Here is a 21,204-nt window from a genome sequence, read left to right as displayed (position 1 = left end):
GCAAAGTGCTCTGAAACGTTGATATAGAGCGATTTTGATTAACGTTTTGAGAATTGACTAGCTTTACGTGCTTTCTTAAGACCTGGTTTTTTACGTTCAACCATACGAGCGTCACGTGTAAGAAGACCAGCGCGTTTCAATGAATCACGGAAATCTGGATCTACTTGAAGCAATGCGCGAGCGATACCGTGACGGATAGCTCCTGATTGACCTGCGTAACCACCACCTACAACGTTAACGAAAACGTCGTATGAACCTTCAGTTGATGTAACTGCAAATGGTTGGTTAATAACAAGACGAAGGTCAGCATGTGGGATGTATTCTTCTACATCTTTTTTGTTAACTGTAATTTTACCAGTACCTGGAACTAAACGTACGCGTGCAACAGCATTTTTACGACGACCAGTACCTGTGTATTGTGCTTGTGCCATTTAATAGATGCTCCTTTCTCTCTTAGATAAGTCCTTTGATATCAAGTACTTCTGGTTGTTGTGCAGCATGTGTATGCTCGCTACCTACGAAGACTTTCAATTTCATGCCTTGTGCACGTCCAAGAGTGTTGTGTGGAAGCATGCCTTTAACTGATTTTTCAATCAAGCGAACAGCATTTTTAGAACGAAGTTCACCAGCTGAAATTTGTTTCAAACCACCTGGATACATTGAGTGAGTGTAGTAGATTTTATCAGTTGCTTTTTTACCAGTTAATTTAACTTTTTCAGCATTGATAACGATAACGAAATCACCTGTATCAGTGTGTGGTGTAAATGTTGGTTTGTTTTTTCCGCGAAGTACGCTAGCAACTACTGCAGAAAGACGTCCAAGAGGTACATCTGTTGCGTCAACAACGTACCATTTACGTTCAACTTGGCCTGGTTTAGCCATGAATGTTGTTTTGTTCATGAGTTCTCCTATACGAATTCGTTTTTGTTTACAAAGTGTGGATGTTCCGGTCCACGAGTTATTTGAAAGGTTCCGGGGCCTTACAAATGGGGTAAACAATACCGTTTATTATAATACCAAAAAAAGTGGTACCAAGTCAACACTTACCTACCATCTTTTCTAAGTTTTTTGCGATTTTTTCTTCTTTTTCATAGAAAACGCTTAGCGGAATTTACGGGTATTTTCTGCTAAGTGAACTAAGTGGCGTAAAAAGTCATGCGTTTTTGCTTGGTAATCATAAGTCCTGCCTAAATCATAGATATAACCATTGATATAATCAACTTCTGTCTGACGTCCTTTGTTCATATCTTGGTACATTGACGGATAATGCAGAGGACTTGTTTCCGTGCTAACATACCGAATGATCTCCCATTCTTCATCACGACTATTCAGAGGAGTAATGCCAGCTAATTCGGCAACGTTATAAGCTTCATCAATTAATTGACGTCCTAGTTTTTCGGCACCTTCGTAATCAATGAATTGTCCCATACGAATTTCAAAAAGGGTGCAAATGGTATTGATGACAGAATTGAACACTACTTTTGTGTAAAGTGTTCCTAAAAAATTATCAGTCAGATTTGGATTGAGGTTTGAGGATTCAAATTCAGTTATTATCTGCTTTTGAATATCATCGACCGTTCCTGATTGAGCGGCAATATTAATAGAACCAGCACCTGCTTTTCCAATAAAATCAACATTTCCTGCGTCTTTCAAGACCGTTCCAATCAGACAAGTTCCTGCTAAAACTTTTTCAGGCGCAAAATAGCGATTGATTTTCTCGATATGTCCCATGCCGTTCATTCCTGTGAAAACATATTGATTTTTGTGGAAGAAATGCTTACTTCGTTCGAGTAATTGCGACAAATTCATTTGTTTATCAAAAATGATAAAAACATCTGGTTTTCCTTGGTATTCTTCTGGTGTCTTAATGCTAATCGGAATCAGATGACAATTTTTACCATCACGTGATTGATAAACACCACCTTGTTTTCTAACCGTGTCGATTTGCTCTTCCCACGTATCAATAAAATCTACTTGAGCACCGAGGTGTTCTTTTAATAGCAGCCCAAAACGTAGTCCCATTGCACCACTTCCAAGTACAGCATAAGTCAAAGCCATGTCTTTTCCTCCTTTGATTTTAAAAATTATATCACTTCATCAGTCGAATATCGAGGAAATCAGGTATAGAATTTTCTTATGGCTAGCTATAAATAAAAAGGCTAGAACTTACGATTCTAGCCTTTCTCTATTATCTTGCTTCTTTTCCGACTGAAAAGACGGCTAATGTTCCTGGTCCTACGTGGGCAGAAATGACTGGTCCTAGTGGCATGATGAGGACATGGTCAACATCTTCATGTTCTAGTAATGATTTTTTGAGTGTTTCAGCACCTTCGATGTCATTAGCATAGGCAACAACGGCTGTGTCATGTGCTAATGATTGTGTTGCTTGGAAAACGACTTCTTTCAAGGCTTTTTTGCGGCCACGAACTTTGGTTAATGGAACTAACTTTCCAGATGGATCAATCCACAAAAGTGGCTTGATATTTGCTAAACTTCCCATAATAGCTGACGTTTTTGATAAACGTCCTCCACGCATAAGATGATAAAGGTCATCAACCAAGAAATAGGTTCTTAAACGTGGCAAAATATCAATAATCATTGCTTTGGTTTCTTCAAGAGATTTTCCTTCATCACGCGCTTGCGCTGCTAAAATAGACAAGTAACCTTCACCACCAGCAGCAGCCAAAGTATCAACAATTTCAATAGTAGCTTGCGGGAATTCTTCCAAAACGATATCACGCGCAATCATAGAGCTTTGATACGTTCCTGAAAGAACAGATGAAAATGCCAAATAAAGCACTTTGTCCCCATTTTGAGCATGACGTCGGAAGCTTTCTTCAAATTGTCCCACATTAACTTGACTAGTGGTTGGTTTGCCACCATTTTTCATGCTTTCAAGCAATACTTCACTCGTTAAACGGTTCTCACCGACAGTTTCGTATGTTTTTCCGTCTAATTGAATGGTTAATCCTAAAATTTCAACATCGTGAGCGTTTGCCCATTCTTCATCTAAATCAGCTGTTGAATCTGTTATTAATTTAAAAGTCATAATTCTTCCTTTACTATCAAACACTGATTTTTCTGACATTTTACCGTCAAATCAGTTTTCATTTCCAAAATAATACTTTGATAATCAAATGATTTTAAATTATTATACCAAAAAAGCTCACACTGCGCGAGCTTCTTTTTTAAAAGTCTGTTTCTGATTAAACTACATATCGTCTAGCAATTGCTTCAATTTATCCAATTGTCCGTCGTTCCAAGGGCGTAATTTGGGTGTTGTTAAATCAATATGTTGAGACATTTTATCCAAATCTGATTTGACTGTATTAACACGTTGTTCGAGTTCACGGGCCGAGACGCGTAAAGCTCCCTGCGAGAAAACTGTCCACTGCTCATTCAAATCACTGGTTGCAACTTCAACAAGATTACGGGGTGTGTTTAATTCAGCGACGGTACGTTCAATGTAAGAATCTGCAGTCTCGTCTTCTTCTGTAAAGATGACTTGAATTTTATATTGGTCATAGCGTTGACGAACTCCAGGGACATATTGCGCATCAAAAACACAGATGATGTCAAGATTTTCAAAATGAGCGTAGTTATTTAACTTACGTAGCAAGATATTTCTGGCTTCGTCTAGTTGATTTTTCTTAAACAGTTGACGTGTTTCCTGCCAAAAGGCAATCATATTATAACCATCAACTAAGAGGATTTTTTTCTTCAATTGTTCTAGTCCTTTCATAGATGGCTAGCTTTTTTCGGCTTTACAAGGTTTTAGTTGATTTTATGGCGGAAGACTTCGTACATTAATACTGCCGCAGCGACGCTGGCATTTAAACTTTGCACATGACCGTTCATCGGAATGGTAATCATTTCATCAACTTGTTTTTTGACGTTTTGTGAAATGCCTTTTCCTTCGTTTCCGATGATTAATGCTAATTTACCTGAAGTATTCCATTTGTGAGATGGGGTTCCATTCATGTCTGTTCCAAATACCCAAAAGCCCTGTTCTTTTAATTTATCAAGGGTTTGGCTGAGATTTGTCACACGTGCAATCGGCACATGCTCAACGGCACCTGTTGATGTCTTGGCAACAACTGGCGTAACACCAACCGCACGGTGTTTTGGAATGATAACACCTGTCACGTTTGTTGCATCAGCTGTTCGCAAGATTGAGCCAAAATTATGTGGGTCATTGAGTCCGTCCAAGATAAGAATGAGCGGATTTTCTTCCTGCGCAGCTTTATCCAAAATCATGTCCAATTCTGCATAGGCGAATTCTGAAACACGCAAAACAAATCCTTGGTGAACAGCTCCATTTGTCATATCGTTAAGTGTTTTTTTAGGCATCCAAGAGATAGATACTTTTTTCTCTGCTGCTAAGTTTTTTATCTTATCAACATTTTTTCCGCGTAAATCGTCTTGAATGTAGAGTTTATTTCCTGTATTAGCCGTCAAACTCTCCGTTACGGCATGAACACCGTAAACAATGTCATTAGTTTCATTAAATTCTCTGTTTTTCATAGTGTTATTATATCACGAAAACCAGCTCTCATGCGAGAACTGGCTGTTATTTTTATTTATAGCTAGTCTTCTATTTTCTCAATGGCTTGAATACACCAGTCGATTAGTTCTTCGAGGCGTTCGATTTGGCCAGTCATATGAAGATATCCCATGACTGCTTCAAAGCCTGTTGACATGCGATAAGTCACGACATCCGCATTTTTGGCTTTGGTGTGGCTATTTGTGTTGCGACCGCGTTTATAGATGTCTTCTTCTTTTTCGGTCAATAGCTGAGCTTCTAACATAAGATTAATTAGCATAGCTTGCGCCTTAGCAGAGACATATTTGGTTGCTTTGCGGTGCAATTGATTTGGCTTTGTTAATCCTTGAAAAATCAAGTGCTTACGAATATACATGGAATAAACCGCGTCACCTTCAAAAGCAAGGGCAATACCATTAATTAGATTGACATCTACCTTGTTAGTCACGTGTCCACCTCACACCATCCTTGGTATCAAGAAGCTTAATACCTTGCGCTGCTAATTGGTCACGAATGGCATCTGCTGTTGCGAAATCTTTATTGGCACGCGCAGCTTGGCGTTTTTCAATAAGTGCTTCAATATCAGCATCCAAGACTTCTTCTTCAAACACAATACCAAATACAGCAAGCATCTTAGCAAAGGTATCTTTGACTGCTTGATTATAATTACCTGAATTAATCCATTTTGCCATATCAAAAATGACTGTAATACCATTTGCCGTATTGAAATCATCATCCATAGCTGCTTCAAAATCAGCTTTAAATTTTGCCAATTCAGCAGCATCGGCTTCTTCAGTAAGTGGCAATGTAAAAGTATTTTTCAAATATTTAAGATTAACAGAGGCGTCATGAACAGCTTTTTCAGTGAAATTCACTGGCTTGCGGTATTGTTGTGTCGCAAGGAAAAATCTTAAAACTTGTCCATCAACGTTTTTTAACATATCATGAACAGTTACAAAATTTCCAAGAGATTTTGACATTTTTTCATTATCCACATTTACAAAACCATTGTGCATCCAATAATTGGCAAATGTTTTTCCTGTTTTGGCTTCAGATTGGGCGATTTCGTTGGTATGGTGAGGAAATTCCAAGTCGGCTCCACCACCGTGAATATCAATCGTATCACCAAGAATGGTTGTCGCCATAACCGAACATTCAATATGCCAACCAGGGCGTCCTTCTCCCCATGGGCTTTGCCATGAAACCTCGCCTGGTTTGGCTGATTTCCAAAGGGCAAAGTCTAAGGGATTCTCCTTGATTTCTCCTTCGCCATCAACACGACCACTAGCTCCAACTTCTAAGTCAGCAAGTGTTTTATTAGCGAGTTTTGCATAGTTTTGGCTTTTTGCAACGCGAAAATACACATCACCATTAGCTTCGTAAGCAAAACCTTTATCTACCAAAACTTTCACAAAGTCAATAATTTCATCCATATAATCAATGACACGAGGATTTTTAGTTGCTGGTTTCACACCGAGTTGTTTGACATCTTCCATGAAAGCGGCGATAAATTTATCTGAAAAAGCTTTGGTGTCCATACCAACTTCAGCAGCTCCTTTGATGATTTTGTCATCAACATCTGTGAAGTTAGAAATGTAGTTAACCTTGTAGCCTCGGTATTCAAAATAACGACGAATGGTGTCAAACGCCACAACGCTACGAGCATTTCCAATATGAATGTAGTTGTAAACCGTTGGTCCGCAGACATACATATTAACCGTATTTTCAGTAATCGGCACGAAATCTCGCAAACTTCTGGTCATTGTATCATAAATTTTAATTGTCATGTCTGTTTCTCCCCTTTTATAGTTCATTCTTAAACTATTGTTTAAACTGTTCATATTGTCTAAATTTTTGAGGAATGCAGGCTTTAATAGCGTGATTCTTCAAGTTTAGACGTGTAATATTCACGATTTTCTTCCATGTTATGAATAGCATCCACGTCTTTCTTACCGTGGACACGAACAACTTTTGCAGGAACCCCGACAACTGTGACATCAGCAGGAACATCCGCAACTACAACGGCAGCAGCACCTACCCTAGCATTTTTTCCAATTTCAATAGGACCAATGACTTGAGCGTGAGCAGAGACAAGCGCTCCTTCACGAACGGTCGGATGACGTTTTCCCACATCTTTACCTGTTCCACCAAGGGTTACACCATGATAGAGCATAACTCCTTTTTCCACGATAGCTGTTTCTCCAATAACAAGCCCTGAACCGTGGTCAATAAAAACTCCTTCAGCGATTTCAGCTCCTGGGTGAATTTCAATTTGTGTCCAAAAGCGCCAAAATTGACTGTGCATACGAGCAATTAATTTAAAACTATGTTTCCACAAAAAGTGCGATAAACGATGTGCAGCTAGTGCTTTAATACCGGGATACGTTAAGATAATTTCCAGAGAGCTACGAGCCGCTGGATCATTTTTCTTAACAATGTCTATGGTTTCTTTCCACCAACCCATATCTTCTCCTTTCCTTTATTCGTCTTCGTCAATTTCAGACCAATCCACTAAGATTTGTTGGTCGTCAAATGGATTAATCGCAACTCCTACGGTTTCATCAATGTCATTTTCGCCATGTCCTGGTTGGTAAATATCTGCCAAACGCCACGTTAAAACACTTCCTTGTGCTTTACGGAATGGCAAACCAAAATCGTTGTGGTTATACCATTTAGCAAAACTTTGAAGGTTTGAGAAAGCAGGCACATAGCTTTTGCCTTCTGGTGTTGACATTGTTGGAAACATGCGATCAAAACTTTTGTCATCACGTGGGTGAACAAAAGCAGGTACTAAATAATATTTATCCAAAACATCTGCGGCGAGATTTTCTTCTCCCATGAGTTTGTTTAGGATAGTTGTGTAAACATTCAAAAATTGAATCAATTCACTGCTTTTAAAAATGGTTGAATTGCCAAAATCACCTGTCTTTTTGAGGTTAAAAACAAGTCCTGTCAATCCTTTTTCAACAACTTCTCTCAAAACATCTAGCGTTGAACGTTCCACCCAATTTTGTTGTAGAGCACTAGCTTGTTCTGTTTTAAATGTTTCAAGGTCATCTTTGTCTGAAAAAACAGGTGTCACCTTTTGCCCATCAATTTCAAGAGTATAAGGCTGATCACTGGCTAAGACAGAGTTGTTATGCAAGGCATTAACAAGAGCAACACTATCTAAAAAATTGTCTGGTGCGTTAATAAAGGCACGCAAACGGATATCAAGTTCATTTGTATTTGTCATGATAAAACTCCAAAATTATAAAGAATGATCTTTAAGACAGACAATCAGTCGATTTTGTCATGCTTTTCTTTACGATCACGCAAGTGTCCACCAAATGGTGAATGTTCTTTGTATTCTTTCTCAGATCTTGGTGGACGTGGTAACAAAGCCTTCATTGAAGCATCAACGCGACCTTTATCATCAACTTTAATGACTTTAACATCGACTTCTTCACCGACTTCTAAAACATCAGAAACATTAGCCGTACGTGACCATGAAATTTCTGAAATGTGAACAAGGGCATCTGTTTTATCAAAGAGATTAACAAACGCACCGAATTTTTCAATACGAACAACTTTGGCATGGTAAACTTCACCAACTTTAGCCTCGCGAACTAAACCAGCAATGATTTCTTTTGTGCGGTCAATTGCAGCTTGGTCAGATGAATAAATAGATACATTTCCTTCATCGTCAATATCGATTTTAACACCAGTTTCTTCGATAATTTTATCAATCGTTTCGCCACCTTTACCGATGACAACTTTGATTTTATCAACGTCAATCTTGATTGTATCAATTTTTGGTGCTGTTGGAGCCAATTGAGCACGTGGTGCTGGGATAGTTGCTTCAATCAAATCAAGGATTTCAAAACGAGCTTTTTTAGCTTGAGCAAGAGCTTCTTTTAAGATTTGAGGGGTGATTCCTTCAATCTTAATATCCATTTGAAGCGCTGTAATTCCTTCACGTGTACCAGCAACTTTAAAGTCCATATCACCAAAGTGATCCTCAAGACCTTGAATGTCTGTCAAGATTGTGTAATTGCTACCGTCTGAAATTAATCCCATGGCAATACCTGCTACTGGAGCTTTGATTGGTACACCACCAGCCATAAGAGCAAGAGTACCCGCACAGATTGAAGCTTGTGAAGATGAACCATTTGATTCCAATACTTCAGCTACAAGACGGATTGCATATGGAAATTCTTCTAAGCTAGGAAGAACTTGCGCAAGAGCACGTTCACCAAGGGCACCATGACCGATTTCACGGCGACCTGGAGCGCCATAGCGTCCTGTTTCACCAACTGAATATTGTGGGAAATTGTAGTGATGTAAGAAACGTTTCTTGTATTCTGGGTCAAGACCGTCAACAATTTGTGTTTCTCCCATTGGAGCAAGGGTCAAAACTGATAATGCTTGTGTTTGTCCACGTGTGAAAAGACCTGAACCGTGAACTTTTGGTAAATAATCAATTTCAGCATCCAATGGACGAATTTCATCAACACGACGACCATCAGGACGAATTTTGTCTTCAGTAATCAAGCGACGGACTTCCGCATGTTCCATTTGTTCAAGGATTTCAGCAACGTCACGCATGATAGTTTCGTAATTTTCATCTTCAGCGTAGCGTTCTTCGTAAACAGCAATGACTTGTTCTTTCACAGCTTCTGTCGCTGCTTCACGCGCTTTTTTCTCTTCAACTTGAACTGCTTTTTGAAGGTCAGCGTTATAAGCTGCGATGATTTCAGCTTGCAATTCTGGGTCAACTTGAAGCAATTCAACCTCAGCTTTTTCTTTACCAACAGCTGCGACGATTTCTTCTTGGAAAGCAATCAATTCACGAACAGCTTCGTGCCCTTTAAGAAGCGCTTCAAGCATGATGTCTTCTGACAATTCTTTGGCACCAGACTCAACCATATTAATGGCATCTTTTGTACCAGCCACAGTCAACTCAAGAAGTGATGCTTCTTTTTGTGCAGCTGACGGATTGATAATAAATTCACCGTCAATGTAAGCTACTTGAACGCCTGCAATAGGTCCGTTAAATGGAATATCTGAGATAGATAAAGCAAGTGAACTACCAAACATAGCCGCCATTGGCGCACTAGCATCTTCATCGTAAGAGAGAACGGTATTAATCACTTGAACTTCATTACGGAAGCCTTCTGCAAACATTGGACGAATCGGACGGTCAATCAAACGCGCTGTCAAAGTCGCATCAGTCGTTGGGCGTCCTTCACGTTTATTGAAACCACCAGGGAATTTTCCAGCTGCATACATTTTTTCTTCATAGTTAACTTGAAGTGGGAAAAAGTCACCTGTTGACATCTTCTTAGACATGACAGCTGCACTAAGAATGGTTGATTCACCATAACGTACCACAGCAGCGCCATTGGCTTGTTTAGCAACTTGACCAATCTCAACAACAAGTGGTCTGCCAGCAAAAGTTGTTTCAAAAGTTTGTTTTGACATATTTATTCCTCTGATATTTTATTTTGATACGTCCGTTTTCTACAAAAACCAGTCTGTAAAAGACTTATAAACTCGTCTTTGCATAAAACCACGTATCTCTATCATTTTATCACATTTTATGGGAAATAGCAGAGCTTGTAGCATAGTTTTTTAAGAATACTAAAAAGCAGTTGTCAGTTGACAACTACTTCTTACCAAAATATATCATTGTTTTACTTGCCAAAGAATAAATCAACGACTGCAATAACAATGATAGCTCCTAAAATCGATGGTAAAATTGCCATACCAGCTAACGATGGTCCCCAAAAGCCAAATAAACTTTGACCAACAAAAGAACCAACTAAACCAGCAAAAATATTGTAAATGCAGCCCATAGACTCTCCTCTATTGGTAATTGCACCAGCCATCATCCCAATAAGCGATCCGACAATTAATGACCAAATCATAATATTCTCCTTTAAATCGTTGTCCCACTAGAAATATTTGAAAGAACTCCACTAATTATCCAAAAGACGATTAGATAAAATACCAAAACCAAAATAGCCACGACAAATAAAGCTATTCGACTCCGTTTGCTAAATCGATTCGGGCAAGTAAATCCCATTCCAAAAGAACCTAGTATCATCAGTATTAAAAAAACAATTGTTTGTTCTGCCATGAAAATAAAGGAACTTAAAAACACAATTCCGAATGCTAGTGACAAAAGCCACATATATTTCCAACGGTGACCAATTGACAAACTCAAACCAAGAAAAATCAACCCTAGCGGTCCCATTAAAACAAAACAAAATGCTAAAATTCCAAATATCATACCCTTATTGTAACATAAAAGCCTCCCAAATGGAGGCTTTTATGGTATTGACTGCTAACTAAACAACTAATATTAGAACATATCAATCAAAAGTTGTTTCAATTCTGAAATGTATGGTTGACGTGGGTTTGCTGGAGTACATTGGTCATCATATGCCAAACTTGCCAAACGATCAACTGCTGCATCAAAGGCTTCTTTTGTAACACCATTAGCAGAAAGTTTTGGTTCAACGTCAACAGCATGCATCAATTTATCAATGCGATCGCAAAGTGCTTCAACTAATTCTGCATCATCTTTACCTTTAAGACCAATATAACGCGCAATATCTGCGTAATCTTTTTGAGCACGGTATTCTTCATAACGTGGGTAAACTGAGCGTTTAACATTACCAGATACAGCGTTATAGCGGATAACATGTTGCATTGCGATTGAAATAGCTAAACCGTGTGGAAGTCCAAATTCACCACCTGTTTTGTGAGCAAGTGAATGGTTGATACCTAAGAAAGCATTACCAAATGCCATACCAGCAATAGCTGCTGCATAATGCATGTTTTCTTTAGCTTTTTCACCACGAAGTGTTGGGTTCTTAGGATCGTAGTTATAAGCATCTTCAAGATTTTCAATAATCAACTTGATAGCTTCAAGAGACCATGGACGTGTAAAGTCAGATGCCATAACTGATACGTAAGATTCAAGAGCATGTGACAAAGCATCTAATCCTGACCAAGCTGCTGTACGTTTTGGCACAGTCATAACAAATTCTGGATCAACAATAGCAACTTGTGGTACCAATTCATAATCAGCAAGTGGGTATTTCACGTGTGTATAATCATCAGTAATAACCGCAAATGGTGTTACCTCAGCACCTGTACCAGATGTGGTTGGGATACAGAAAAGGCGTGTTGTTGTTTGATGTTTAAATTTCACAATACGTTTACGAATATCAATGAATTTTTGTTGCAATTCAAGGAAAAATTCGCTAACAGCATCATAACTATCAAGGAATTCATCACCACGGTCAAGATAAACTTCATAAATTAAACGTGCAATTTTAGATGCATCAATAGCAGAGCCACCACCAATTGCAATGACTGTATCTGGTTTGAAATCACGCATTTGTTTTGCAATTTCGATTGTTTGTCCAAGAGTTGGGTCTGGTTTGATTGTTCCGTAAATTGATGTTGCGACTTTTTCATCACGCAATGCCAATTGAGCAAGGACAGTGTCAACAAAGCCAAATTGAACCATACCTGGGTCTGCTACAATTAAAGCACGTTGCATTGGTTCATATTCATCTTGCAAATATGAGATAGCATTCTTTTCGTAGTAAGTTTTTTCTGGTAAGCGAATCCATTGTGGACGGTTACGACGTTTCGCAACAGTCTTGATATTTAAGAGATCGCCAGTTGAAAGATTGTGTGACAATGAATTTTTCCCCCATGATCCTGTTCCAAGTGTTAAGCTGGCTTTAAGTGCGTCTGTATAGACATCACCGATACCTCCGACTGAATCTGGTTGGTTAACCAAGACACGTGATGCTTTCACGGCATCGCCATATGTTGCTACAAATGGATCTGCTTGTGAACCAATTTGGATACCGGCATTGTGTCCTGCACCTTGATAATCAAGAAGCGCTTCAACAATTTCGATACCTTCTTCACGATCTTTAGCTTTGTATACTGAAAGGAGTGGAGACAATTTTTCTGATGATAGTTTTTCACCGATGTTTTGCTTGTCAAGTTCAAACAAGAGAACGTCCTTGCCTTCTGGCAATTTCACACCAGCTTGTTCACAAATCCAAGTTGCTGGCATTCCGGCAACAGGACCGTTTACACCATGGTTGTCATTGAAAACAAAGTCTTCAATTTTCTTGTAGTCCTTCTTAGGTACTAAGTAAGCACCTTTATCTTGCATTTTTTGCAACCATTCCTTGTAAATTGGCGCTTCAACGACTGCTGAATTTTCAGTCGCACAAATCATACCATTATCAAAGCGTTTTGATAACAGCAAGTCTTCCACAGCGCGGTCAATATGAGCAGTTGCATCAACATAGATAGCACCATTACCTGCACCAACACCCATTGATGGGTTACCTGATTTAAGGGCTGCATTTACCATACCAGGTCCACCAGTTGCCAAAATAGAAGCAATTTTCTTGTTTTGGATAAGGGCTGTTGTGTTAGCGATTGATGGTGTTTCAATCCATTGGACAATATTTTCCGGAGCACCAGCTTTCACCGCAGCATCGTAAAGAATTTTTGCTGCATGAGCTGAACATTTTTGTGCTTGTGGGTGGAATGCAAAAACAATGGCATTACGTGTTTTCAACGCCACCAAAATTTTAAACATTGTTGTTGATGTTGGGTTTGTTGTTGGGACAATACCTGCTAAAACACCGAGAGGGGCTGCAATTTGAATACTTCCAGAAACCCTATCTTCACCAATGATGCCAACTGTTTTTTCATTTTTGATACGTTCATAAACGTATTCTGTTGCGAAGTGGTTTTTAGTATCTTTATCCTCAACGACACCACGACCAGTTTCGGCATGTGCTTCTTTTGCCAATTCTAGCGAAGCTTCAGAACCTGCGAGAGCCATAGCTGCTACAATTTTATCAACTTGTTCTTGTGAATAAGTTGCATAAACGCGCTCAGCTTCAAGAGCTTTATCGACAAGAGCCCCTGTGTACTGCTGAGCTACTTCTTCAGCGCTCAACTCGTTATTCTTTACATCTGCATTTGTTGCTTTAGCCATTAAGAAAACCTCCATATAAGTACCCTTAAAATAAGTGCCTCAATTTTTAAGAAGAACAATGAATGAATGACACCAAGATAAAAACAAAGCCTGTATAGTCGTCTAAAACCTCAACAGAGGTCAAAAAACTCTCTTCACTACACAAAATCAAAGGTTAAGTTCTTCAACTATCAATCATTGTGATATTCTTCACCAACTATATTAAACTTTTTTCAAAAAAAGTCAAGTATTTTTTGTAAGCTTTTTCATTTTTATTATAAAAGCATTGTAAGGGAATACAAATAAAACGCCACAAACCTTATTCCATTAATTTTTTTATCACTTTTGACACGATTATCTCATTTTATTTAATCATCTCAAGGTTATTATTGTTTGTTTTCATCTTTTGTGAAATTTACCATTTTAAAGGAGAAATCATTTTGGAAAATACAAAAAAGCCCCTTGGAAAAATCCAAGAAGCTTTTAGTTGACTTGGGCGTCTGATTAACGACGAAGTCCGAGTGATGCGATCAATTCGCGGTAACGGTTAACATCTGTGCGGCGAAGGTATGCCAACAAGTTACGACGGTGACCGATTTTTTTCATCAATCCACGGTAAGTTGCGTGGTCTTTTTTGTGTTGTTTAATGTGCTCGTTAAGATGGTTGATTTCCCAAGTAAGAACAGCTACTTGAACTTCAACTGAACCTGTGTCACCTTCGTGACGTGCGTATTGAGCAATGATTTCATTTTTTTTCTCTTTTGAGATTGCCATAATATTTTTCTCCTTTATATTGCTTCATCCGAGTCGTAGGTTTTTGGCGTCTCCTACAACCAAGAAAAAGTTACTTGTCATACGACAGTCCTTATTGTAGCAGATTACTGCTGCTTTTGTCAAAGGTTTTTAATGTTTTTAGCTAAGGTCATCTAAAAGTTATTTGGAAGTCATCTGTTTGAAAAACTTTTTTCAAAAATTTATCAAGAACGTCAGAAAAAATGACAAGAACATTCTAAACAACGCTCAGCTATTTTCATCTTTTCCAAAATCAACTATACTGAAATCAAACAACAAGAAAGTGAGAACTCTTATGACAAAATCTTTAATTATCATGGATATTGACGGAACATTGACAAACAGCGAGAAAAAAATCACTCCTAAAACAAAAGAAGCTCTTTTAGCCGCTCAAGAACAAGGAGCACGTCTCATCTTGGCTTCTGGTCGTCCTGTAAGTGGTATGCAGGATTTTGCTAAAGAATTAGCAATGGACAAGCACCACGGGCTTTTAGTGGCTTATAATGGCGCTGTGGTAGTGGATTGTGAATCTGGCGATATTCTTTTCAATCAAGCCATGACAGTTGAAGAAGGACAAGCAGTTCTTGAACACGTGAAACAATTTGATGTCATCCCAATGATTAGCAAAGGGGATTATATGTACGTCAACGACGTCTATAACAACATGGTTCATTGGGAGAAAAAGAATCTAGACATTAATATCATTGAATACGAAGCACGTGGCGGTAAATATTTGCTAGCTGAAAAGCGTGATTTGGCTGCCTTTGCTGATTTCCCGCTCAATAAAATCTTATTGGCTGGCAGTAGCGATTATCTTGCTACACATTACAAAGAAATTGCTGCACCATTTGAAGGCAAACTCAGTTCAATGTTTACGGCAGATTTTTATTATGAATTTACTGCTCAAGGAATCGACAAGGCAAAAGCCTTGGATACTGTTTTAGCACCGCTTGGTTATCAACCAGAGGATATGATTGCTTTTGGTGACGGACAAAACGATGCTAGTATGCTGACTTATTCTGGAACTGCGGTAGCAATGGCAAACGCTGTGCAAGAATTGAAAGATATTGCCGATATTATTACCCTTTCTAACGACGAGGACGGTATCGCTGAAACGTTACGAGATTACTTTACCATTTGATTAAACGGGAGATAGAAATGATAAAAATTGAACACATCGGTGTTTGGGTACGTGATTTAGAAACGATGAAAGAGTTTTTTGCTAAATACTTTCAAACAACGGCATCCAAACGCTATCACAATCCACGAACAGGTTTTTCTTCCTACTTTTTAAGCTTCCCTGACAATGCTGCTCGATTGGAATTGTGTCATCGCGAGGACATTTCTGAAGGCGTTGATGAGAGTCTTGGCTTTGCTCATTTAGCCATTTCACTTGGTAGTAAAGAAACCGTTGATCAGTTAACGGCACAGCTTGAAAACGATGGCTATCATGTTTTAGGTCAACCCCGAACAACTGGTGACGGTTACTACGAATCCGTCATTTGTGACCCCGAAGGGAATCGTTTAGAATTGACCGTTTAATAGACTTTGCTGTGGGTAGATTACCTATCCAGCATTTGCGAATCTCACCTATAGCAAACAAAAAAGCTTGGGCTAAATCCTAGTCAGATAGGGATTAGGAGTAGTTACCAAGTTTTTTATTCTTTTTTCGTTTTGGTCATTCGCTCGTAAGCTTCCAATTTGAATGCCAAATTTTGGTCGTAATTTAATTGGAAATACAAAGAGTACAAACTATCTAACAAATAAAGTAAGGTCATTCGTGTCGAAAATGACGACATCTTATTGTAGTGATTTTCAGAAGAAGCCATGTAAATAATATCGTCAGCATAAGCTGTCAAGGGATTTCCTTGTGTTGATGTCAAGAGAATAATAGGTACCTGATTTTTCTTCAATATCTTGCAAAAGGCCTCCATTGAAGAGCCACGACCACCAAACGAAATCACGAAAGCCAAGTGACTACTATCACTGTTTGTCGCTGTCAAACTCTTGATATAGTCGTCTTTTGGTACCGTCACCAGCTGATTAATCTCCTGCATTTGAAATTGAAAATTCTCCGCAAAATACAAATTCGCTGATGAAGTATAAATGTCGATGATGTTTGCTTTTGACATTTTTTCAACGGCAGAAACCAACGTTTCTGGGTCTGCTAAACCCAAGGTATCCTCGATTGTTCGCTCATAAACCTCTTTTAACCGCAACATCACTTCATAGTGCGTATCCGTTTCTAAAATTGGAAAATCAATATCTGAGACTTGGTGATTTTGACCTTGTTGGAGATCTGTTCGCAAAAGTAATTTCAAGTCATTGACCCCACGCAATCCCAGCTTATTAATCAAGCGGTAAATGGTCGAAACAGAAATAAAAAGTTTATCTGAGACTTCCTTTGGTTTTAAACCAATAAATTCTTCTGGATTTTCTTTTAAATAATCTACTAAAATCTGTTCTGTTGGTGTTAGGTGTTCTAGTAATTGTAACCTTTGTATCATTTTCATAGGTTTATTGTATCATTTTTGACTTAAAAAGCGTGTTTTAAACATCAAGATAAGGCTGATTATTAGGCTAATAATAGCATAAATCACAAAGGCAAAACCAGGTTGTGGATTGATTTTTGAAAAAAGACTGAGGACAATGGCTGCGCTAGCTCCGCCAAAATTACAAAATAACAGAACCAAAGTTGTCGCATGTCCAATCAATTGTGGCGATATTTTATTTGACACATTGCTAAAGACGCTTGTAACCACAATGCTGTACCAGAACCCTGAAAGCATTGTTCCGATAAGCATTAACCAGAGATTGTGTGCCACACCAAGCATAAACAACCCAAGAGCAAATGGAAGCAAGGAAACAATTATCAGCTGTTTCTTAAATCGTGCTAATAAGCCTTCAAAGCAAATACCAGAGAGAATTCCCATTAACATCATGCCGCTCAAAATTAAACTAGCTTGGCGTGGACTTCCAAGGTGCAGTTGGTCAACGATAACTGGAATTCTAAGGCTATTAGCACTATTAATATTAATCACAAATCCTGCCAATAAAGACAATCCGACAATATACACAATATCTTTTTTCGTAAATTTAGCTGATGTTTTTTGGCTAGCCACTTCCGCTACAACGGCTCGTTTTGGAGCAAACAGCAAATAAAACAGTAAAATAGGTAAGGCAAAAAGATAAACGATAAACGCCCATGACCATCCAAACGGCACTAAAAAGCCTACCAGAGCTGTTAAAAAAGCATTGCCTAGCACTTCAAACGACCCACGAAAGCCAAGCATTTGTGCGCGCTCATTTCCTTGGTAATTTTCGCTAATGATACTAATCGCACGCGCGTTAATCAGACCAATTCCCATTCCTAGAAGCACACGTGAGACAACAACCAACGCATACGTTTTGCCAACAACAGGCAAACTTCCACCAAATGCAATGAATGACAGCCCTAAAATGATACTGCTGCGTTCTGACAGAAAACGGTCCAAGAATGGATTTATCACCAACATTCCCATAATGGCAAAAGAGGAAATGGAAAACAGCATTTCAACCTGACTTGCAGCATAGCCTTGTTGCTGAAAAGTTGAAATCATTTGCGGCAGAGCTGTTGACGTCGAAAAGGTCGAAACCAACATAAGAGACAGCGACAAAAGACTAAGTTTCTCCAAAAGTGCTTTCATACGAACTCCTTACTTGTTTTTTTCATCAAATCAAGTATAATCAAAGTTAACGCATAAAAATATGACTTTTGTCACAATTAAAAGGAGATATACGTGTCATTAGAAGCCTATATTAAAGAATATCAGCTAGAAAAAATCTTCCCTACTCATTATTTTGATAAATTGCAAGTCTTGCAACTATCTGCTGGGGATGCCATTTGTCATCAAGGCGAATCATTAACAGCACTCTCTTACTTTGCCAATGGAAAACTCAAAATCGTTCGCCGACTTTTTAACGGAAAAGAACACATTCTTGACATTAAAGAAAAGCCAACCTTAATTGGTGATATCGAGTTATTAACAGACCAGCTTGTCGTATCATCTGTCATCGCTCTTGAGGATACTCTCATTATCCAATTACCTTTAGCTGGTATTCGTGAACAATTGCTTTCTGACAATGCCCTACTTTTAAACTTGAGCAAGGGCTTAGCACAATCTCTCTACGAGCAAAATATTCGCGCATCAACGAATTTAAATTACACATTGAAAGAACGCCTAGCAACGCATATCTTGGCTATCGAGGAAAAAGGTGTTTTCAAATTAGAATTGACAAGCCTTGCTGATTCATTTAGCGTCAGCTACCGTCATTTACTGCGTGTCATTCATGAACTGATTGATACAGGAATCATTGAAAAACGCAGACCCTATTATTACATCAAAGACATGACACAATTGATTGACCTAAAAATCACTAATTAAGCCTTTAACTTTCTCGTTCCGCATTTTTGTGCTATATTGTTATTATAGAATAAATTGAGGAGAAAATATGTCAGTTATTGAAAAATTAGCAAAACCAAGTCATTTAATCAATATGGATGACATCATTCGTGAAGGCAATCCGACACTTCGTGCGGTTGCCGAAGAAGTAACGTTTCCTTTGTCTGATGAAGAAATTATTCTAGGCGAAAAAATGTTGCAATTCTTGAAAAACTCACAAGACCCTGTGACAGCTGAAAAAATGGGCTTGCGTGGTGGTGTTGGTCTAGCAGCCCCACAATTAGACATTTCAAAACGCATCATTGCTGTTCTCGTTCCAAATCCTGAGGACAAAGACGGTAATCCACCAAAAGATGCTTATAGCTTACAAGAAGTCATGTACAATCCAAAAGTTGTGGCACATTCTGTTCAAGATGCTGCGCTTGCTGATGGTGAGGGATGCTTGTCTGTTGACCGTGTTGTCGAAGGCTATGTGGTTCGTCACTCGCGTGTAACCGTTGATTACTTTGATAAAAATGGTGAAAAACATCGCATGAAACTCAAAGGTTATAATTCAATCGTCGTTCAACACGAAATCGACCACACCAACGGTATCATGTTCTACGATCGAATCGATGAGAAAAATCCATTTGCCATTAAAAAAGGTATGCTAATTATCGAATAAAACAAAAAGCTCATTGTCTTTCGCAGAAATTGATAATGAGCTTTTTTGTGGCTAAGGTGAGCTTAAATACCATTTTAGCAAAACCATTCGTAATAAAAAAACATCTTCACTTAAAAGTATATATTTATTTTTTGAATATGAGATTTTTGGGGACATAAATTTCATATTTGAGAATATCGTAAATCACACCTTCGTTGTGATAGAGTTAGCTTATTAGTATTAGCAATAAATAATACTATTCAAACAGAGAAAGCTCTTGAGGAGAAAAGTTTATGGTGAACATAATCAAATGTTACTCTTGTCCCTTGCTTTGACGGCAATGAGTTGGTTGTCACTTAACCTGATTAGCTTGCTAAGTCGCATAGGTACCCATGGTATTATCTCTAGCGCTGTCACCATAATCGGTGTTATCGCTGGCATTGGTGGCTTTGTCTCTGGAATCGTGGCAATTGTGTTGTTCCTTGTCGGGCAAAAAAACAACACTACTCTCTATTAATTAATAATTTGATATAGAATATAGTTGTTAATATCATCAATTTGATATTTCGATGTATCCCCAATATAAAAAAGCTCATTATCAACTATTACGGCTGACAATGAGCTTTTTATATGACTTGACTTAGTCGATTGCTGATAGAAGGGCTTGAGCTTGTTTGTCAAGGTTTGCAAGAACTTCTTCTGTTGGAACGAACACACCATCTGCCCAAGCTGAATCATTTACGCGTGTCGTTGTGATTTCATCGACAAATTGTGTACGAATGAATGGAAGCAAGGCACGATAGCTTTCTGCTACTTGTTCGTGACCACCATTAGCAAGAATAGAAACCGTAGTTACTTTTTCGTTTATTGCTGATGGACCTGTTGGATCTGAAAGATCAATAGCACGTGACAACCAGTCTAGCAAGTTTTTCATAGAACCTGGGATAGCAAAGTTGTAAACAGGTGAGAAAATCCAGATAGCATCAGCTTCTGAAACAGCTTGACGAGCTGCCTGAACAGCTGCTGGAATATTAGCTTCTAAATCTTGTGAAAAGACTGGTACTTGTGACCAATCAAGATAGCTAATCTCTGCTTTTCCTTCAAGCACTTTTTCAGCATTTTTAGCGAATTGAGCATTGAATGAACCGCTACGTAATGAGCCAACAACAAATAGAACTTTTTTCATATTAGTCTCCTTAAAAAGGTTATTTATTTAGTAATGATTAATTTTAAAGAAATCAAAGTATCATTTATCACTAAATAGTGCTTTTTATATGCTGCCATTGTACACTTTATTTTTGATTTTGTAAATTATTTTGCTCACAAGGTTTAAATTTTTTCAAAAGTCGAATGAGTTCTGCTTGTTCGTCCTCTGTTAGCACTGAAAAAGTTTCCTCAATTTTAGCAATATGAAGCGGTAGAGCGTGTTCAATGACCTGGCATCCTTGCTCTGTTAATCCAACTAGATAGGCTCGTTTATCGTGAGGGCAAGTGGTACGTGTCACCCAACCTTTTTTCTCCATATTTCTGATGACAACCGTCATATTGCCAGAAGTTGCCAACATACTGTCTAGTAGTTCTGCGATTTTCATCGGTCCTTTGGCATAAAGAACGTCTAAAACACCAAATTGAGTCGGTGTCAAATGGTCAACTTTAAACGACTCTGATACTCTAGCATCAATCGTGCGAAAAGCTTTTCGCATCACAACCATTGATTTTACAGCATTATTTTTGAAATTCGCCATTTCGTCTCCTTAAAAATTCCCCTTTATAAATG

Annotated in this window: 24 protein-coding genes; 5 read left to right on the top strand and 19 right to left on the bottom strand. The window is 38.4% G+C overall.

Annotation, left to right across the window (positions count from 1 at the left end):
* Positions 1–38 precede the first annotated feature (38 nt).
* The 15 genes from rpsI to rpsO form a co-directional block, all read right to left on the bottom strand.
* Complete coding sequence (rpsI, locus tag CCC20_RS07165; RefSeq protein ID WP_003063193.1) at positions 39–431, bottom strand: 30S ribosomal protein S9; 393 nt, start codon at positions 429–431, stop codon at positions 39–41.
* Between the two features lie 22 nt (positions 432–453).
* Positions 454–900, bottom strand: coding sequence for a 50S ribosomal protein L13 (gene rplM, locus CCC20_RS07160; protein WP_003063191.1), 447 nt, complete (start codon positions 898–900; stop codon positions 454–456).
* A gap of 201 nt (positions 901–1,101) precedes the next feature.
* Positions 1,102–2,058 carry a ketopantoate reductase family protein gene (locus CCC20_RS07155; protein ID WP_117567442.1) on the bottom strand — a complete coding sequence of 319 codons (957 nt, stop codon included), beginning with the start codon at positions 2,056–2,058 and terminating at the stop codon, positions 1,102–1,104.
* Between the two features lie 130 nt (positions 2,059–2,188).
* Positions 2,189–3,049: a DegV family protein gene (locus tag CCC20_RS07150; protein ID WP_069789196.1), complete on the bottom strand. Its 861-nt coding sequence runs from the start codon at positions 3,047–3,049 to the stop codon at positions 2,189–2,191.
* Between the two features lie 162 nt (positions 3,050–3,211).
* Positions 3,212–3,724 carry an NYN domain-containing protein gene (locus tag CCC20_RS07145; RefSeq protein ID WP_117567440.1) on the bottom strand — a complete coding sequence of 171 codons (513 nt, stop codon included), beginning with the start codon at positions 3,722–3,724 and terminating at the stop codon, positions 3,212–3,214.
* Between the two features lie 50 nt (positions 3,725–3,774).
* A complete protein-coding gene (rlmB, locus tag CCC20_RS07140; RefSeq protein ID WP_117567438.1) occupies positions 3,775–4,524 on the bottom strand; it encodes a 23S rRNA (guanosine(2251)-2'-O)-methyltransferase RlmB in 750 nt (249 codons plus the stop codon).
* Positions 4,525–4,586: 62 nt separating this feature from the next.
* A complete protein-coding gene (locus CCC20_RS07135) occupies positions 4,587–4,991 on the bottom strand; it encodes a Mini-ribonuclease 3 (protein ID WP_058692700.1) in 405 nt (134 codons plus the stop codon).
* On the bottom strand, positions 4,984–6,330 hold the full coding sequence (gene cysS, locus CCC20_RS07130) for a cysteine--tRNA ligase (protein ID WP_003063177.1): 1,347 nt from the start codon (positions 6,328–6,330) through the stop codon (positions 4,984–4,986). The genes CCC20_RS07135 and cysS overlap by 8 nt, the downstream gene beginning before the upstream one ends.
* 83 nt (positions 6,331–6,413) lie before the next feature.
* The gene (cysE, locus tag CCC20_RS07125) at positions 6,414–7,007 is read right to left on the bottom strand and encodes a serine O-acetyltransferase (protein ID WP_058692698.1); all 594 of its coding nucleotides are present in this window, start codon (positions 7,005–7,007) and stop codon (positions 6,414–6,416) included.
* A 15-nt stretch (positions 7,008–7,022) separates the two neighbouring features.
* Positions 7,023–7,778, bottom strand: a complete 756-nt coding sequence (locus tag CCC20_RS07120; RefSeq protein WP_058692697.1) for an SseB family protein — start codon at positions 7,776–7,778, stop codon at positions 7,023–7,025.
* A 44-nt stretch (positions 7,779–7,822) separates the two neighbouring features.
* Positions 7,823–10,006: a polyribonucleotide nucleotidyltransferase gene (pnp, locus tag CCC20_RS07115; RefSeq protein WP_058692696.1), complete on the bottom strand. Its 2,184-nt coding sequence runs from the start codon at positions 10,004–10,006 to the stop codon at positions 7,823–7,825.
* A gap of 212 nt (positions 10,007–10,218) precedes the next feature.
* Complete coding sequence (locus CCC20_RS07110; RefSeq protein WP_003063169.1) at positions 10,219–10,452, bottom strand: GlsB/YeaQ/YmgE family stress response membrane protein; 234 nt, start codon at positions 10,450–10,452, stop codon at positions 10,219–10,221.
* Positions 10,453–10,463: 11 nt separating this feature from the next.
* Positions 10,464–10,817 (bottom strand): hypothetical protein, encoded by a 354-nt coding sequence (locus tag CCC20_RS07105; RefSeq protein WP_058692695.1) that lies wholly within the window; start codon positions 10,815–10,817, stop codon positions 10,464–10,466.
* A 72-nt stretch (positions 10,818–10,889) separates the two neighbouring features.
* Positions 10,890–13,571 carry a bifunctional acetaldehyde-CoA/alcohol dehydrogenase gene (gene adhE, locus CCC20_RS07100; protein WP_013851441.1) on the bottom strand — a complete coding sequence of 894 codons (2,682 nt, stop codon included), beginning with the start codon at positions 13,569–13,571 and terminating at the stop codon, positions 10,890–10,892.
* Between the two features lie 483 nt (positions 13,572–14,054).
* On the bottom strand, positions 14,055–14,324 hold the full coding sequence (gene rpsO, locus CCC20_RS07095) for a 30S ribosomal protein S15 (RefSeq protein WP_003063161.1): 270 nt from the start codon (positions 14,322–14,324) through the stop codon (positions 14,055–14,057).
* A gap of 313 nt (positions 14,325–14,637) precedes the next feature.
* On the opposite strand from rpsO, the gene CCC20_RS07090 reads away from it, so the two are divergent.
* Positions 14,638–15,483, top strand: a complete 846-nt coding sequence (locus tag CCC20_RS07090; protein WP_058692694.1) for a Cof-type HAD-IIB family hydrolase — start codon at positions 14,638–14,640, stop codon at positions 15,481–15,483.
* A gap of 17 nt (positions 15,484–15,500) precedes the next feature.
* Complete coding sequence (locus CCC20_RS07085) at positions 15,501–15,884, top strand: VOC family protein (protein ID WP_013851439.1); 384 nt, start codon at positions 15,501–15,503, stop codon at positions 15,882–15,884.
* A 116-nt stretch (positions 15,885–16,000) separates the two neighbouring features.
* Here CCC20_RS07085 and CCC20_RS07080 read toward each other — a convergent pair whose 3' ends face one another.
* Both CCC20_RS07080 and CCC20_RS07075 read right to left on the bottom strand, forming a co-directional pair.
* Positions 16,001–16,855 carry a MurR/RpiR family transcriptional regulator gene (locus CCC20_RS07080; RefSeq protein WP_069789190.1) on the bottom strand — a complete coding sequence of 285 codons (855 nt, stop codon included), beginning with the start codon at positions 16,853–16,855 and terminating at the stop codon, positions 16,001–16,003.
* A gap of 12 nt (positions 16,856–16,867) precedes the next feature.
* Positions 16,868–18,028, bottom strand: coding sequence for an MFS transporter (locus CCC20_RS07075; RefSeq protein WP_003063152.1), 1,161 nt, complete (start codon positions 18,026–18,028; stop codon positions 16,868–16,870).
* A 93-nt stretch (positions 18,029–18,121) separates the two neighbouring features.
* Between CCC20_RS07075 and CCC20_RS07070 the strand changes: the two genes are divergently transcribed.
* From CCC20_RS07070 to CCC20_RS07060, 3 genes are all read left to right on the top strand, one after another.
* Positions 18,122–18,766 (top strand): cyclic nucleotide-binding domain-containing protein, encoded by a 645-nt coding sequence (locus tag CCC20_RS07070; protein WP_003063150.1) that lies wholly within the window; start codon positions 18,122–18,124, stop codon positions 18,764–18,766.
* A gap of 67 nt (positions 18,767–18,833) precedes the next feature.
* Positions 18,834–19,448: a peptide deformylase gene (def, locus tag CCC20_RS07065; protein ID WP_285394904.1), complete on the top strand. Its 615-nt coding sequence runs from the start codon at positions 18,834–18,836 to the stop codon at positions 19,446–19,448.
* A gap of 256 nt (positions 19,449–19,704) precedes the next feature.
* Entirely contained in the window at positions 19,705–19,944 is a 240-nt protein-coding gene (locus CCC20_RS07060) for a hypothetical protein (protein WP_285394906.1), read from the top strand.
* Between the two features lie 123 nt (positions 19,945–20,067).
* Here CCC20_RS07060 and CCC20_RS07055 read toward each other — a convergent pair whose 3' ends face one another.
* Both CCC20_RS07055 and CCC20_RS07050 read right to left on the bottom strand, forming a co-directional pair.
* Positions 20,068–20,613 carry an NADPH-dependent FMN reductase gene (locus tag CCC20_RS07055; protein ID WP_003063143.1) on the bottom strand — a complete coding sequence of 182 codons (546 nt, stop codon included), beginning with the start codon at positions 20,611–20,613 and terminating at the stop codon, positions 20,068–20,070.
* A gap of 106 nt (positions 20,614–20,719) precedes the next feature.
* The gene (locus tag CCC20_RS07050; RefSeq protein ID WP_003063141.1) at positions 20,720–21,172 is read right to left on the bottom strand and encodes a MarR family winged helix-turn-helix transcriptional regulator; all 453 of its coding nucleotides are present in this window, start codon (positions 21,170–21,172) and stop codon (positions 20,720–20,722) included.
* Positions 21,173–21,204: the final 32 nt, after the last annotated feature.

This window comes from Streptococcus sp. LMAG:39, from assembly GCF_008680485.1.
Taxonomy (GTDB): Bacteria; Bacillota; Bacilli; order Lactobacillales; family Streptococcaceae; genus Streptococcus; species Streptococcus pasteurianus.
Note: the sequence above shows the minus strand (reverse complement) of the source record. Positions and strands in the feature narration are given on the sequence as shown.